The 14,722-nt window shown below is 38.5% G+C and carries 14 protein-coding genes; 6 read left to right on the top strand and 8 right to left on the bottom strand.

The window, feature by feature from the left end; genetic code table 11:
* Nucleotides 1-19 precede the first annotated feature (19 nt).
* Entirely contained in the window at nt 20-283 is a 264-nt protein-coding gene (locus F1560_RS10500; protein WP_149474569.1) for a NifU N-terminal domain-containing protein, read from the top strand.
* 82 nt (nt 284-365) lie between these two features.
* On the opposite strand, the gene F1560_RS10495 is transcribed toward F1560_RS10500, so the two are convergent.
* Nucleotides 366-752: a hypothetical protein gene (locus tag F1560_RS10495; protein WP_149474568.1), complete on the bottom strand. Its 387-nt coding sequence runs from the start codon at nt 750-752 to the stop codon at nt 366-368.
* A gap of 14 nt (nt 753-766) precedes the next feature.
* Nucleotides 767-1,609 (bottom strand): YitT family protein, encoded by an 843-nt coding sequence (locus tag F1560_RS10490; protein WP_149474567.1) that lies wholly within the window; start codon nt 1,607-1,609, stop codon nt 767-769.
* Nucleotides 1,610-1,937: 328 nt separating this feature from the next.
* Here F1560_RS10490 and F1560_RS10485 point away from each other — a divergent pair, with 328 nt between their 5' ends.
* The 4 genes from F1560_RS10485 (at nt 1,938) to F1560_RS10470 (ending at nt 4,418) form a co-directional block, all read left to right on the top strand.
* On the top strand, nt 1,938-2,804 hold the full coding sequence (locus tag F1560_RS10485; RefSeq protein ID WP_149474566.1) for a DegV family protein: 867 nt from the start codon (nt 1,938-1,940) through the stop codon (nt 2,802-2,804).
* A gap of 55 nt (nt 2,805-2,859) precedes the next feature.
* Nucleotides 2,860-3,162: a beta-propeller domain-containing protein gene (locus F1560_RS10480; RefSeq protein ID WP_149474565.1), complete on the top strand. Its 303-nt coding sequence runs from the start codon at nt 2,860-2,862 to the stop codon at nt 3,160-3,162.
* Nucleotides 3,163-3,232: 70 nt separating this feature from the next.
* Nucleotides 3,233-3,430 (top strand): YppF family protein, encoded by a 198-nt coding sequence (gene yppF / locus F1560_RS10475; RefSeq protein ID WP_149474564.1) that lies wholly within the window; start codon nt 3,233-3,235, stop codon nt 3,428-3,430.
* 115 nt (nt 3,431-3,545) lie between these two features.
* On the top strand, nt 3,546-4,418 hold the full coding sequence (locus F1560_RS10470) for an SDR family oxidoreductase (RefSeq protein WP_149474563.1): 873 nt from the start codon (nt 3,546-3,548) through the stop codon (nt 4,416-4,418).
* 60 nt (nt 4,419-4,478) lie between these two features.
* Here F1560_RS10470 and F1560_RS10465 read toward each other — a convergent pair whose 3' ends face one another.
* Entirely contained in the window at nt 4,479-5,972 is a 1,494-nt protein-coding gene (locus F1560_RS10465; protein ID WP_149474562.1) for an alpha-amylase family glycosyl hydrolase, read from the bottom strand.
* A gap of 166 nt (nt 5,973-6,138) precedes the next feature.
* Nucleotides 6,139-6,513, bottom strand: a complete 375-nt coding sequence (locus tag F1560_RS10460) for a YisL family protein (RefSeq protein WP_149474561.1) — start codon at nt 6,511-6,513, stop codon at nt 6,139-6,141.
* A gap of 221 nt (nt 6,514-6,734) precedes the next feature.
* Between F1560_RS10460 and F1560_RS10455 the strand changes: the two genes are divergently transcribed.
* Entirely contained in the window at nt 6,735-7,925 is a 1,191-nt protein-coding gene (locus F1560_RS10455; RefSeq protein WP_275955848.1) for an ornithine--oxo-acid transaminase, read from the top strand.
* A 79-nt stretch (nt 7,926-8,004) separates the two neighbouring features.
* On the opposite strand, the gene F1560_RS10450 is transcribed toward F1560_RS10455, so the two are convergent.
* The 4 genes from F1560_RS10450 to addA form a co-directional block, all read right to left on the bottom strand.
* A complete protein-coding gene (locus F1560_RS10450) occupies nt 8,005-8,517 on the bottom strand; it encodes a GDYXXLXY domain-containing protein (protein ID WP_149474559.1) in 513 nt (170 codons plus the stop codon).
* A gap of 2 nt (nt 8,518-8,519) precedes the next feature.
* On the bottom strand, nt 8,520-9,722 hold the full coding sequence (locus tag F1560_RS10445; RefSeq protein ID WP_149474558.1) for a DUF2157 domain-containing protein: 1,203 nt from the start codon (nt 9,720-9,722) through the stop codon (nt 8,520-8,522).
* A gap of 3 nt (nt 9,723-9,725) precedes the next feature.
* Nucleotides 9,726-10,904: a DUF418 domain-containing protein gene (locus F1560_RS10440; RefSeq protein WP_187773691.1), complete on the bottom strand. Its 1,179-nt coding sequence runs from the start codon at nt 10,902-10,904 to the stop codon at nt 9,726-9,728.
* A 92-nt stretch (nt 10,905-10,996) separates the two neighbouring features.
* A complete protein-coding gene (gene addA / locus F1560_RS10435) occupies nt 10,997-14,719 on the bottom strand; it encodes a helicase-exonuclease AddAB subunit AddA (protein WP_149474557.1) in 3,723 nt (1,240 codons plus the stop codon).
* Nucleotides 14,720-14,722: the final 3 nt, after the last annotated feature.

The raw sequence follows: 14,722 nt of genomic DNA, 5'->3' as shown, positions 1-14,722 counted from the left end.
GTTTAGGAGGGATTTTGTTATGGGAGTTCGCATAGAAGCTACACCTAACCCTAATGCGATGAAATTTACTACTGATAAGTTAATTTTCGAAGGTACGAATAGCGTTTCCGTTATGCCCGGCAATACGAGCGAATACGACATTTTGAATGATCTGATGAAACTTGAAGAAGTAGATAATGTATTTGGCTACCAAAACTTCATCACTGTCAATAAACAGTTTGATGTCGAATGGGATGCTGTTAATTCAAAAGTACTTGAGATTTTTGAAAAACACGGATATTAAGTACATAAAGCAAGAGGTCTAACCATATAGAATTTGGTTGTCCTCTTGCTTTCATTTTAAACTATTGCTCACTGTACCGACTTTATTCTTTTTTTAGATCAACCGGTATGTAATTTGGATTCACAATTCCATCATCATTATTTTTACCATACAGCATAATGATTGGTGGATCATTACTTTCAATTACAGCATCGGATAGCTTTTCTTTAATTTCAAAATCCTCCCAATCTCCCGTGTCCTGATCGATGGGAATACGTTTTTCTGCAGAAATTTTTTCTTCCCCCTGCTCGATAACATAGAAAAATTCCCCTTCTGTCGCCATAACTTCACCAGTTAACACAAATTCATTTCCTTCTGTTACAACATCGATATTTTGAAATACGACAGAAGTGTTATTTTCTGCTGCTTGATTATCATTGCCACATGCCACCAGCAGAATTAGCATAATTGTAAGGACTACATATCTCATTTATCTTTCTCCTATCAATCGCGTCTGAAAGAGCCAAATACACCTGCTGTTTCCACAACATTTGTAAAGGCAGTTGGATCTACTTCGCTAATTATTTTTTCTAAATCATACAATTCATAACGTGTAATCACAAGATACATCACACTTTTATCTGTTTTCGTGAACGCTCCCTTAGCAGGTAAAATCGTTATACCCCGAATCATTTTCCGATGAATTGCTTCCTGTAATTCATCTGCTTTCAGTGTAACGATCCATGCTGTAACTTTCTCATGACGTGTATGAATCGCATCAATTACCCGTGTCGATACATACAACGTAACCATTGTATACAATGCATTCTCAGGCTCATACAAGATTCCAGCAAATAAAATAATGACGGCATTCATTACTAAAAAATAATTACCAATCGGCTTATCCTTCAATCGGGATAAAATCATTGCTACAATATCCATACCTCCAGTAGAAGCACCGATTTTTAGTGTGACACCTACTCCAACACCACCAATAACTCCTCCAAATGCTGCGTTCAATATAATATCACTAGACAGCTCAATTACTGGAATAACCTCTAAGAAAAGCGTGGAGAAAAATACAGAAATAATGCTGTAAATGGTAAAACCTTTCCCAACTTTATACCAGCCTAACAGTAAAACTGGTATGTTAAGCAAGAATAGTAATATCCCTGTACTAACACCAATCCCAATAAAATCATTAAACACACTTGATAATAACTGGGCTGCTCCAGTAAATCCACTGGCGTATACATTTGCTCCAATTAAGAAAAAATTTAGCGAAATCGCATTTAATAAAGCACCGAATATAACAACAATTATTCGTTTCGCTTCCATCATAAACATGGCAGCATTCCCTCCTTCTTTCAGATAAAGTAACATTCGATAAAGAGATTCTTACGAAAGCATTCGTTCCTTTCCTAGAAACCCTTATACTTTGGAGTGCAAGCCTCCTAAGTGAATACCTTTGTTTCATTTATGCAAACAGATACGTTTTATATTTTCCCATCTGTTTAAATTAGACTAACACCTATTTATTAACTTTATTACTCTGAACGGTCAGTCTGTAATTTTGTAGATAATTCTTACTATTATTGAATTATACTTTGACTAAAGGACTAGATAGCTATAAACTAGACATTACAAGGATAAATTTAGAATGTAGGTGGAAAAAATGACGATACAAATTCTCGCTGACTCAGCAAGTGATTTATCATTCAAACATTATAACGAATTTAACATCGAAATGGTATCATTAACTGTTCATTTAGATGGAAAAGAATACGAAGACGGAAAAACCATTGAACCAAAAACTGTCTATAGCGCAATGAGAGATGGGAAATCTCCGAAAACTTCTCAGGTCTCACCACAAACATTTAAATCTGTTTTCACGACCTATGCCAAAGCTAATAAGCCTCTTGTTTATATCGCATTCTCTTCTGCACTATCAGGAACTTATCAAACTGCTAAAATGATGGAACAGGAAGTAAAGGAAGAATACCCAGATGCACCCATTCACATTATTGATACGAAATGTGCTTCGATTGGATATGGACTTGTTGTTTTACACGCTGCAAAGCTTGCTCAAAACGGCGCCAGCTTAGAAGAAATTATCGAAGATGCAACTTACCAGGCTGAGCATATGGAACATATTTTTACGGTAGATGATTTAGAATACTTATATCGCGGTGGACGTGTCAGTAAAACTGCAGCATTTGTCGGTACATTACTTAAAATCAAGCCCCTACTTCATGTCGAGGATGGGAAATTAATTCCACTTGAAAAAATTAGAGGATCTAAAAAAGTACTTGGCAGAATGCTTGAACTTATGGAAGAACGCGGAACGGATTTCAAAAACCAAACGATCGGTATCAGCCATGGCGATGTGCAGGATACTGCTGAAAAGCTTGCCTCGATGATCAGTGAAAAATTTGGTGTAGCAAAAGAAAACATTCTGATTGAAATGGTCGGTTCAGCAGTTGGCTCGCATGCGGGACCTGGAACCATTGCGTTATTCTTCTCGAACAAACCAAATCAATGATAATCTCGAGTCTGTTCCTGTTAAATGGGACAGGCTTTTTTAGTTCAATAAGTAGATACGATTATATATAAACTGTGAACTAAATAACAATCACAAAGCGTTGTTCAAACATCCTGACAGCAATCTTTTCGGCTTCCCTGCTACCTTATATGAAAGTAAGTACATCCTGCAAGGAGATAGTAGCTACGAGATGCAGTCCTTTATTTATGAAGGTGCATTCTTATACAACATTACAGCTGAAGACGGGATTACTTTATACGACACCATTACACATCAGCAAAAAGAACGAACGATTACCCTAAAGGATAATCGTGTTATTGATACGGTTGCACTTCCAAATTCAAACAATAGGCAGTAACTGAAAAAATAGTATGAATGACCTTCCTCCATCATATGATTGTATAAATAACCTAAGATGGAGGTTTTCCATGATTAACGAATTATTGGACGCCTTTGAAATGGAACACAAATTTGCCCCTCAAACCATTGATAATTTATTAGACTATTGCCAGAAAAAATATATCCATGGAGAAATTGACCTTAAAACATATCGCGATCTTTACAATTGTTTACATGAAAAAGGCGCTGTTTCTGCCCATGAGATGTCAATTGAAAAAAATTTTTAAACGGGGCACGTTACTTGTGCTCCCACTTTTAAGCAATTCTTACCTGTTCTTCCCATGATTGAAATTTATCGAACCGGGTACATTGTTAATAAGTAATTTTCAAGGAGGACCTTTCATGGGAATGGAACAAGCAAATGGAAAACAAACACCCCCGGCACAAGTACAACATAAACAGCCCGGGATTGAAGCAAAAATGCATCCAGAACCGGCGTATATCCGAAATGATTACAAGGGCAGTGATAAACTAAAAGGTAAGGTGGCCATCATTACTGGTGGAGATAGTGGTATTGGACGATCCGTCAGTGTCCACTTTGCAAGAGAAGGCGCATCCGTCGCAATCATTTACTTGGATGAACATGAAGATGCAAATGATACAAAAAGATTGATTGAAAATGAAGGACAGAAATGCATTTTAATTAACGGCGATATTGGAAACCAATCCTTTTGTGAGGCTGCTGTTACTGAGGTTTTAGACACATTCGGTAAGATTGATATACTTGTTAATAACGCTGCTGAACAGCACATACAGAATAGCATTATGGATATTACAAGTGAACAGTTGGAGAAAACATTCCGCACAAACATTTTTAGTATGTTTTATCTAACGAAAGCTGTGTTACCAAACCTGAAAGCAGGTAGCAGCATTATTAATACATCCTCGATTACCGCTTATAAAGGGAATGTGGATTTAATTGACTATTCAGCCACAAAGGGAGCCATTACTTCCTTTACACGATCGCTTTCCAGCTCCCTCGTCGATAAAGGTATTCGAGTAAACGGAGTTGCACCTGGTCCAATTTGGACACCTTTAATCCCAGCATCGTTTACAGAAGAAAAAGTAAGTAATTTCGGTGCAAATGCACCAATGAAACGACCTGGTCAGCCACAAGAATTAGGACCCGCATATGTCTATCTCGCAAGTGAAGATGCAAGCTATATTACTGGTCAAATGATTCATATTAATGGTGGTACAATTGTAAATGGATAATATAATGGACAAGGCTCTCTAGAAGTCTTGCACTTGGAGACAGCCTTGTCCATATTTCAATTACATATTCTGCTTTTTTTGTTTCACACTTAAGTAAATAATAGCTCCAATAAACAAAACAAACACACTGACGACAAACCCGATAAATAACCAATTAATGCCTGCGTTTGGTTGAACCATATACACTTCAGCGCTTTCTCGTGCTAAACCAATTCGATATTCCCCGTTTTCATTTTCTCTCACTAGATTATCACCGAGGTATCCTCTTAATTCCATATTCGAAGGTATTTCTGAAACATCAACGTATGCTGACTCACTACCATTGTTAATTGCGATATACATTGTCTCATCATTATACGTCCGTTTAAAGACACTCAACGCACCAGAGGTATCAACGATTTCAAAATCTCCATAACGTAATACCGGGAACTGATTACGTAATGCTGAGATTCGATTATGGAATTCCTTTAAATCTGGTTCACCACTATTAAATGGTACTAAACGCTGGGATTCTTCCGCGTTTGTACCATACATCGGAAGTTCACTTCCTTGAAGCAGCATTGGCACTCCTGGTGTTGTATACATATAAGTTAATGCCAATGACCACGTCGTTAGCGTATTTCTCCGATTCTCGGAAAATTCCTGTGTAAAGCGTTTCGAATTAAAATCATCCACATACAATAGAGGCAGCTGATTTTCTGCTGTTTGCCAGACTTCATAAATACTTTCCACAGCATTGTCTGGTTCAGCGAAAACTTCCACCATTGCATCTTTTAAGCGCATACTGCCTATCGCATCCAGTGCAGTGTCGTTTATTATTTCAGCACTATTCGCATCCGTAACGAGGGTATCACCTAACAAGTAAAACTCGGGATTCAATTCTTTTACATGCTCTGTAAAGCTCTCCAAAAATGCCAATGGAGCTTGATCAACTGCATGAAGCTTAAAACCATCAATCGCTGTTTCATTCATCCAATATACAGCAACGTCTAGTAAATATGCCTCCACTTCTGGATGTTCCAAGTTTAAACGAGCAGTGTTCTCCAACCAAGCTGGTTCTACCAACTCATTGTCAATAAACCAATCTTCTTTTTCTGAATCATCGACGATTGGATGACTTGCTGCAACATAATTTGTAACAAATTCCATGACTACTTTCATATCGCGATTATGTGCTTCTTCAATCAACGTATGTAAGTCTTCAATTGTACCAAAATGCTCTTCCACTTGATAAAAATCTTCAATCCAATAGCCATGGAACCCTTCGTCACCATTTTCCATCAAAGAGGATATAGAAATTGTTGTAACCCCAATTTCCTGTAAGTCATCGAGCTTTGCAATTATACCTTGCAGATCTCCTCCATGATACGCTTGCGAGTCATCTAGATTTACTTGAGAATCATTACTCGGCGTTCCATTATTGTAACGATCTATCATGATATTATATATAATTTCGTCCTCTAGTCCCCGCTCTCCTTCAGCTGCGACATTGGGAACAAATGACGTAAACGCCATTATACTTATTGCTAAAAGCACCCCTGCTATTTTCTTCATAAACAATCCTCCATCACTTTTCAGGCTGCAAACTATCTCTTTACTTTATTATTAAGGAAGGAAAAAAATAGTCAATCCCATTACTTGGATTGTTGAAAAGCCTTCACATTATAGGGTTAGAAACATTCAAAAAGACTGTCCGAATGGACAGCCTCCCTTTTTGTTTTTAAAAATAAAAGCCCATTGGCAAGCGGAAGAAACCAAGTACGAGTACAATGATAAGTGCGATCCAAAATTGAATCCAGACACCTTTCGTTGGTTTTCCTTTGCCTAACTTTACAAGAATCATTTCCATTGCAGCAATCAGCCAGATTCCTGCAGCTCCCTTTGTAGCTGCTTCTGCTGGATATGGCATTTGATAGCCACCACTGAAATAATCCAATACGAGTACAACACCAGTATAAAGAATAAACAGGTAAACTAAACGTAAGATCATGTGAACAATTTTCGCTGGTTTTGCTTTTCCTTGTTTTTGCATTACGATTGCAACGATGAACAGAATTAATCCTAATACCCATCCTGTAATGTGCATATGTGTCATTAGTGCTACCTCCTTATATCAGCATTTAAGAGGTTGTCCAAAAAGTACGGTAAAATCCTCCTTTTGAACACATACTTTAGAGCCGATATACCGATTTCTATTCGTATCATATCATGGAACTAAGAATAATTCATTTATTTACTCCAAGGTGAAGTAATTCATTTCTAAAGCTGTTATACTAAACATGGTGTTTAAATTTTCCAATAATGGAGGGTCAAAATATGAGAAGTCAAGAAATTATCGACCAAACACAACAATTCGGTGCGAAGAACTATCATCCCCTTCCAGTAGTCATTTCAAAAGCAGAAAATGTTTGGGTCGAGGATCCAGAAGGAAATCGTTATTTAGATATGCTAAGCGCTTATTCAGCCGTTAATCAGGGGCACAGGCATCCTAAAATTATTGCAGCACTAAAAAACCAGGCAGACAATGTCACATTAACTTCTAGAGCGTTTCATAATGATCAATTAGGACCATGGTATGAAAAAATTTGCAAGCTGACAAACAAAGACATGGCACTTCCAATGAATACTGGCGCTGAAGCAGTGGAAACAGCAATTAAAGCTGCAAGACGTTGGGCATACGATGTCATAGGAGTAGAAAATAATAAAGCTGAAATCATCGCCTGTGAAGGCAATTTTCACGGCCGAACAATGACAGCGGTTTCTTTATCCTCTGAATTTGAATACCAACGCGGCTTCGGACCTATGCTGCCAGGGATTAAACTAATTCCGTATGGAGATATTGACGCGTTAAAGAATGCTATTAATGAGAATACGGCTGGTTTTCTTTTTGAACCAATTCAAGGAGAAGCTGGGATTATTATTCCACCTGATGGATTTCTAAAAGAAGCTTATGACGTGTGCAAGGATAATAATGTTTTATATATTGCAGATGAAATTCAAGCTGGACTTGGTCGAAGTGGAAAACTATTTGCTTGCGACTGGGAGCATGTTTCTCCAGATATTTTAATTCTCGGAAAAGCTTTAGGTGGCGGCGTTTTCCCAATTTCCTGTATTGTTGCCAACAATGATATTCTTGGCGTGTTTAATCCTGGTTCACACGGTTCTACTTTTGGCGGGAACCCACTTGCTTGCGCTGTTTCCCTTGCATCATTAGAGGTTTTGGAAGAAGAAAATCTTGCTGATCGGTCTCTTGAGCTTGGTAATCATATGCTCAATGAGCTTAGAAAAATTAATAACCCAATCATAAAGGAAGTACGTGGTAAAGGGTTATTTGTTGGTGTCGAGCTTACTGAAAGCGCTCGCCCATATTGCGAGACATTAAAAGAGAAAGGTCTATTATGTAAAGAAACACATGAAAATGTCATCCGCTTTGCCCCACCGCTTGTCATTTCGAAAAAAGACTTAAACTGGGCTATAGAACGAATCAAGGATGTACTACAGTCATAAAACACAACATAAAAAATCACAGAAATGTCGACCCATCAACATTTCTGTGATTTTTGTTATACGAAGCATTCTAATCAATCTATTGCAGATTTTCTATATGGGTCACCTTTTTTTGCCCCCATGGTGCGAGCTGTACAGTGATTCGTGATTGATTCCTGCCTGAATGATCAAAATCAAAATCAGGATGAAACGATTCGATTCCATAGGTGACATGATATTCTTTTTGCATGTCATTATAATATTGATATTTCCCTTGGAAAACGACTTGGTCCTGTTCAGCATCTATTTTCCGATCGGTTGCTTTTACAACATGAAAGACACCATCCGAATCAGCATCAAGCAAGACATATATCTTCGTATTGTAATCTACTTCTTCTGCAATTTCCCAAGCATCCGCTGCTATGAAATTAATTTCATAATCAATATACGCTGTATGCTGATTATAGCTTCCATACGTATCCGTCATTTCCTCATGCTTACTAAGCAATTGTACCGTACGTCCATAATCATCGATAAAATAATATTGTACGCCAAAGAGAAAAAGTATCGCAATTTGCAGTATAAGCAGGAGATAGAATAATAAACGTTTCATGCTTACTCTCCCCCTTTTTGTTTATCGATAATTGTACGGCGCTGTTTTTCGATTAAAAAACTAATTAAAAATAATAGAATACCTCCAATTAAAAAGAAAAGAGACTTATTCATCGCATCCCATGCAAATTGGATATACACCGTGAAAACACTGACTAAAAAGGAGATCGTTCCAAGTAAAACATACTCACTATTGTCCTCTTTATAGCCAACAAAGAGCCAGCCAAGCGCAAATATAAATAGAACAATCAAACTCATACTATATGAAAATGGGATAAACACGATTGGTAAGAATAAAACTAAGTCAATCAGCTGATTGCTTCGTTTATCTATTATTTTTTTAACTATTGTTGCTCCAAACAACACGAACCAACTTGCTATAAAGCTCCATTGAAGGGTTACATCCTTCATGTAAAAATCATCTTGGAGAATAAAAGTTTGGTACATCCCGAAAATAAAAATTCCAATTAAGCTAATTCTTTTAAATGGCTTCCGATATACTTGTTCTGGAATCAAATCACCAGCAAAATACAATATCAAAAAGTAAAGAATCAACCAATAATATTGCTGGGACGCTACGAAAACAAGCGTTAATAATTGCACCACAAAGCTTACACTAAACAGATAGCTGAATAAATAATTCCGATGATGATAGACAAAATGACCAAAACCGAATAGTAATAGAAGCAGTAAAATCCAGCTAAAAGCTGAATTAATACTCGCATTGTATAGTTGGCCAATCGTTGTTACCGCAATCGCAGCTGAAAATAATAATTTATGCTCATACATAAAATATACGCCAAGCCCTACAATTGCCCATATGATAAACGGCCAAGCAAACGTCACTTGAATGTTATAAATATCAATAGCTAATAGCATTCCCGCGCCGAAAGCAATATAGCCGAGTACAGTAAAGCTGATTGCTATTAAATCTGCACTTTTTCGGTAACGTATATCTCCTAATACATAGAGCACAATCGTTACGCTCGCAAGAATAATAATCCTTGATAAATGCGGCTCCCGCGCCCAGTCAGACATAATAAATGTCAAAAATCCGAGTGCCATTAGTAAAATAGCAAATAAAAGGATAATTGAATTTGGGCCACTTTTAGAATAGCGTTCTATAATCTTATCGTACTGTTCGTCAGAAATAATATCTTCTTCCACCCATGCTCTTGCTTCTCGTTTTAGCTTTTGCTTATTCATCCGTCAACCCTCCAACTTCCGTAATGGCTGTCGCTTTCCATAGGTTATACTACGCCATAACCACTCAAATGGTCCAAACCGGAATCGTCTCAACCACCAGTTACTAAGAAATATTTGCCCAGTAAAAATAACAAGCACTATTCCTACTCCAACTATCGGACGAACCGAACCGTATAAACCGAAGCCAATGCCATAAAAAAGAATAAAGCAAATCACTGACTGCATTAAGTAGTTGGTTAATGCCATTCTTCCAACTGCCGCAAAAGGCTGGATGATTCTCTGACCATTTTTCCGCTGTGCCAGAAACGTGATCGATACAATATAAAATATGGCCGAAAATGTCCCGCCGATATTATCCTGAAGGTAGGATAGCCAAAGTGGATTCCCAACGAAATACGGCCCAATTTTTAACCCTATAAAACCAATAAATGAAACCAGCCAAAGCTTTCTCAGAATGGTTTTATGCTTCTCTGGTTCATGCAGCCAGCGCTTTCTTGCGATATACATGCCGAATAAAAATAATGGGAGTAATACCATAATTAGAAAAAAGAACCCTATTCCGCCATTAGCGTTCATCCAGTCGTGGTAATTTTGTGACCAAATCGTAATAAGGTTCTCACTGCGATAATTTGTGATAGCTTGCGTAATGGCTAGTTGATTGGACCCTCCTAGAGCATTTCGTGTTCCATATAAAGCTAGTGATAAAAGGCCAACACTTCCTCCTAAAAGAACTGCCCCCCATGCAAGCAAAGACGTATTGCTTACTTTTATAAACAATAGTAATAGGAGGCCAATCAGACCATAGGATAATAAAATATCTCCGTGCCAAATAGCGAATGCATGGATTAATCCGAACCCTACTAAAATTGTTAAACGCTTCGCTAAAAAGCGGCTTACATGGATATTTCGTTCAACTAGCCTATCCTTCAGCAATTGAATTCCAAAACCAAACAAAAGAGAAAACAACGTGTAAAAGCTTGCTTGAAAAAACATATCGATCAACGCTTGTGTATAACGGTCAACAGTAGAATTCCACGCTGCAGTTGCTCCACCATAAATAAAATAAGGAGCTGAGAATGCTCCAATATTTACGATGAATATCCCGAAAATAGCAAAGCCTCTTGCAGCATCGATTGCTACAAGCCGGTTCTTTTCTTTAGTTGGTGCTGCGTTTATGTCCATCATCGATATCCTTTCCATTTCGGTTTCTATCTAAAAAACGAGCATGTAGTGAGAATTATCCCCCACTACATGCAGTTTCAAACCAAATTTGATCACACTTCAAGCAATAGATGCTTAGCAAAGAAATACAAATACGTTTCCTTCACCGGCTCCTTCCAAATCGTTTCCAATGCTGTTCGGTAAAGCTTCATTTGTGTTTCATATCGCTTTACTAACTGTTCCTTTACCTCTTCTGTAACATCCGATGTAATTGCATCTGTTTTATAATCTAAAATAATCCAGCCATCCTCACTTTGGATTAAGCAATCAATCACACCCTGAATCAATACTTGCTCATCTTTCTCACTATCCCAATTTGCATAAACTTGACTTGCTGGCAACGTTAAACTAAATGGAATTTCACGAATGACCTGTGGACTTTCCATCATACGTTCGGCAATTTCAGAATGGAAAAACTGCTCAATGGCTTCACTGTCGATAACGGATGCTTCTACACGCGTCAAAATTTCTTTATCAGCCAACATTTCCACTGTTTCCTCGATTTCTCTTTTCCTCAGCGGTTCACGTATTGGTAAATGTTGCATGACCGTATGCAAGGCTGTCCCTTTTTCTGCAGCTGTTACCTGTCTTTCCTGCTGCATAAAATTTGGTCGTTTAATAATCGGCGCTCGAAATGCTTGTACAAAGCGATCATCACTATATTCGTCCTTCATTTCCTGCTGCCGTTTCAATTCTGTAACAGACTGCTTTGCTCGTGACCTCGCTGCTTGACTAAACGGGTAGCGATAGGATAAACGTTCATCAACAAATTCTTCTAATGTTTTATCATCGACATTTACAGTCTGCCATTCGATAATCTTCTCTTTCAAATTCAAATCTGTTTCTCTCGTTTTCTCATCCAAATTTGTTAATTCACTAGCATGGATAATCGAGATGTCCCACTTTGATGGATCTGCTTTAATTTCATCTAACACACCATTGCCAATTTCCTCTTCACGAAGCTTCCCTGATTCTTGGTGACGGATGAGGGCTGGTCCAACCCAATCCAAATACGTTTTCGACTCCGCTCGGAAGTATGCTGGCAGCACCCAGTCTGGATGATTTTGTATTTTTTGCCATTTTTGCAGCTTTTTCTCTACAGATGCTACATTTCCAACCATTATTAATTTTTCCTTTGCTCTTGTTAGGGCTACGTAAAGCACTCGCATTTCCTCTGCAAGCAGCTCTCTTCGCATCTCCTCCTTAAAAGCATGATAAAATAGCGTCGGATAGGTGATGCGTTTGATTGGATCGATATATTTGCTTGCTAACCCTAAATCTTTATGCAATAAGTATTTTTGCATTAAATCCCGCTGATTAAATAGCTTGTCCATTGCGCCAACAATGACAACCGGAAATTCCAGTCCTTTACTCTTATGGATCGTCATGATACGTACAACATCTTCTTGCTCACTGAGTGCTCGCGCTGAACCTAAATCGTCACCACGCTCTTCCATTCTTTCAATAAACCGGAGAAAACGGAATAGCCCTCGGAAGGAAGTTGTTTCATAGCCCCTTGCCCGATCATAAAGTGCTCTTAAATTCGCCTGACGCTGTCTGCCGCCTGGCATTCCACCAACAAAATCATAGTAGCCTGTTTCCCGATAAATATCCCAAACCAATTCCGATAATGCCCCTTGTCTGGACGCTAAGCGAAATTGTTCGAGCTGTTTTAAAAATCGGTTTAGTTTCGTGGCCGTTTCATTTGTTTGCTGCTTTCGATAGGTAATAACAGCTTCATAGAAGGAATCGTGTTTTGCTGCTAAACGTATGGCAGCAAGCTCATCTTCATTTAAACCTACAATCGGTGATTTCAACACGGAAGCGAGCGGAATATCCTGTCTTGGATTATCAATTGCCTTCAACAGACTAAGCATTACCTTTACTTCAATCGCTTCAAAATAGCCTGTCGAAAGCTCGGCATAGACTGGAATTCCTTGCTTTTTCAGCTCATCCACAATTGTTGGTGCCCAAGTCATGGAACGCATTAAGATCACGATATCACGGTACTGTAAATCCCGTTGTGACTGGGTTGCTTTATCAACGACCTGCATCGGCTTGGAATCTTCTTTTGCACCAATCCAGGTCTTAATTTTTTCTGCATACGCTCTTGCCTCTAACTGCGCTTTTTCTAAATCCTGAAAATCTTCCTCTTCACCTGATACCTCAGCATGCTCATCCCCTGCTTCTCGATCAATTAATAACAGCTCAGGAAAAGGTTTATCAAACGGCATATCTTCATACATTTTATTTCCATAGATCAGCTCGGCATCTTGATCATAATCAATTTCACCAAGTTCCTCATTTAAAATCTGTCTAAATATATAGTTCGCCGCAATTAAAACCTGTTCCCTGCTGCGGAAATTACTTGCCAAATCAATTCGCTTTGCCTGCTCTTCTTCACGTGCAAATCGTTTATACTTTTCGATAAACAGGGATGGCTCCGCATGGCGGAACCGGTAAATACTTTGTTTTACATCCCCAACCATAAACATGTTTCCAGCTTCGGATCGATTACTAATCAACGTCAAAATCGTTTCCTGAACGAGGTTTGTATCTTGATACTCATCAACTAGAACCTCGCTGAATTGCTTTTGAAACCCAGTCGCTACGTTTGATGGAATGATGTTATCTGCTGTTGAGGTCTCGCTGGCAAGCAGCTGCAAGCAATAATGCTCCAAATCGGAGAAGTCCACCAATGCTTTCTCACGCTTCAGTTCTGCAAATCGGTTTTTAAATTGTTTCACGAGCTCTGTCAACTGTTTAATAACTGGTGCAAGTTCACGCATATCCTCGACATGACTAGATAAATTCCGTTTGAACCATTCACTGTTCATATCGTCCCAGCGTTTTTTGTAGCTTTTTCTTAGCTGTTTCACTTTTTCTTTCTTTTGCTCATCGCAGTCAGCTTTTTTCCCTGAAAGTCTGCCGAAGGACTTCGATGCCATGAATTGTTGTAACTCATCCCATGAACCCACGAGCCTCATTGCTTCCTGTAATAATGCCAACTCTGTATCAATTGTATCTGCATAGTGGTATGGCCCATCATTTTCCCGTGTGATGCTTAAAGCAAGCTCCATTTCTTGACGGATTGCTTCGAACTGATTATTCACTTCTCGCTTTATAATTTTTAGCCAAGCTAACTCCTCTTCTTTCCAATCCTCTGGAATACGATAGGATTCAGCTAGCTTATCAAGCCATTGCTCTGGCCATGGATTCTGGGTCGCAAATGTGTATAAATCTAAAATTAAGTTTTCCACTTCAAGGTCGCTTCGGTCACTGGAGAATCGATCCACAACCGCAAAGAATTCTTCTTGATGTCCCGGTTCAGCACCATACCATTCTTCAAATAAATCCTCTAAAACTTCCTGCTTGATGAGATCCCCTTCCATATCATCGGCAATTCGAAAAGATGGGTCCATATCAATTAAATACGCATATTTTCGGACGACATCAAGACAAAAGGAATGTAGCGTTGAAATCGAAGCACGCTGTAATAAGGAAAGCTGTTTCTTTAAATGCATAGAGGTTGGATTTTCTGCTAATGCTTTTTCGAGTGCAATCCCAACGCGATTACGCATTTCCTGTGCAGCAGCATTCGTAAATGTCACGACAAGCAAAGAGTCGATATCAACTGGATTGCTTGTCGATAACAGCTTTTTAATAATTCGTTCAACGAGTACCGCTGTTTTTCCAGAACCAGCTGCAGCAGCTACAAGAATGTCAGTGCCAGTAGTATAAATCGCTTCTTCCTGTTCCTTTGTCCAATTAACCATATG

This window comes from Oceanobacillus polygoni, from assembly GCF_008304605.1.
In the GTDB taxonomy this organism is placed as follows: Bacteria; Bacillota; Bacilli; order Bacillales; family Amphibacillaceae; genus Oceanobacillus; species Oceanobacillus polygoni.
The sequence above is the reverse complement of the archived record's forward strand: the minus strand, read 5'-3'. Positions and strand labels throughout refer to the sequence as shown.

Excerpts from the sequence above, each read along its gene's own strand:
- F1560_RS10500 (WP_149474569.1), top strand. The coding sequence starts at position 20 with ATGGGAGTTCGCATAGAAGCTACACCTAACCCTAATGCGATGAAATTT.
- F1560_RS10495 (WP_149474568.1), bottom strand. The coding sequence starts at position 752 with ATGAGATATGTAGTCCTTACAATTATGCTAATTCTGCTGGTGGCATGT.
- F1560_RS10490 (WP_149474567.1), bottom strand. The coding sequence starts at position 1,609 with ATGTTTATGATGGAAGCGAAACGAATAATTGTTGTTATATTCGGTGCT.
- F1560_RS10485 (WP_149474566.1), top strand. The coding sequence starts at position 1,938 with ATGACGATACAAATTCTCGCTGACTCAGCAAGTGATTTATCATTCAAA.
- yppF (WP_149474564.1), top strand. The coding sequence starts at position 3,233 with ATGATTAACGAATTATTGGACGCCTTTGAAATGGAACACAAATTTGCC.
- F1560_RS10470 (WP_149474563.1), top strand. The coding sequence starts at position 3,546 with ATGGGAATGGAACAAGCAAATGGAAAACAAACACCCCCGGCACAAGTA.
- F1560_RS10465 (WP_149474562.1), bottom strand. The coding sequence starts at position 5,972 with ATGAAGAAAATAGCAGGGGTGCTTTTAGCAATAAGTATAATGGCGTTT.
- F1560_RS10460 (WP_149474561.1), bottom strand. The coding sequence starts at position 6,513 with ATGACACATATGCACATTACAGGATGGGTATTAGGATTAATTCTGTTC.
- F1560_RS10455 (WP_275955848.1), top strand. The coding sequence starts at position 6,735 with ATGAGAAGTCAAGAAATTATCGACCAAACACAACAATTCGGTGCGAAG.
- F1560_RS10450 (WP_149474559.1), bottom strand. The coding sequence starts at position 8,517 with ATGAAACGTTTATTATTCTATCTCCTGCTTATACTGCAAATTGCGATA.
- F1560_RS10445 (WP_149474558.1), bottom strand. The coding sequence starts at position 9,722 with ATGAATAAGCAAAAGCTAAAACGAGAAGCAAGAGCATGGGTGGAAGAA.
- F1560_RS10440 (WP_187773691.1), bottom strand. The coding sequence starts at position 10,904 with ATGGACATAAACGCAGCACCAACTAAAGAAAAGAACCGGCTTGTAGCA.
- addA (WP_149474557.1), bottom strand. The coding sequence starts at position 14,719 with ATGGTTAATTGGACAAAGGAACAGGAAGAAGCGATTTATACTACTGGC.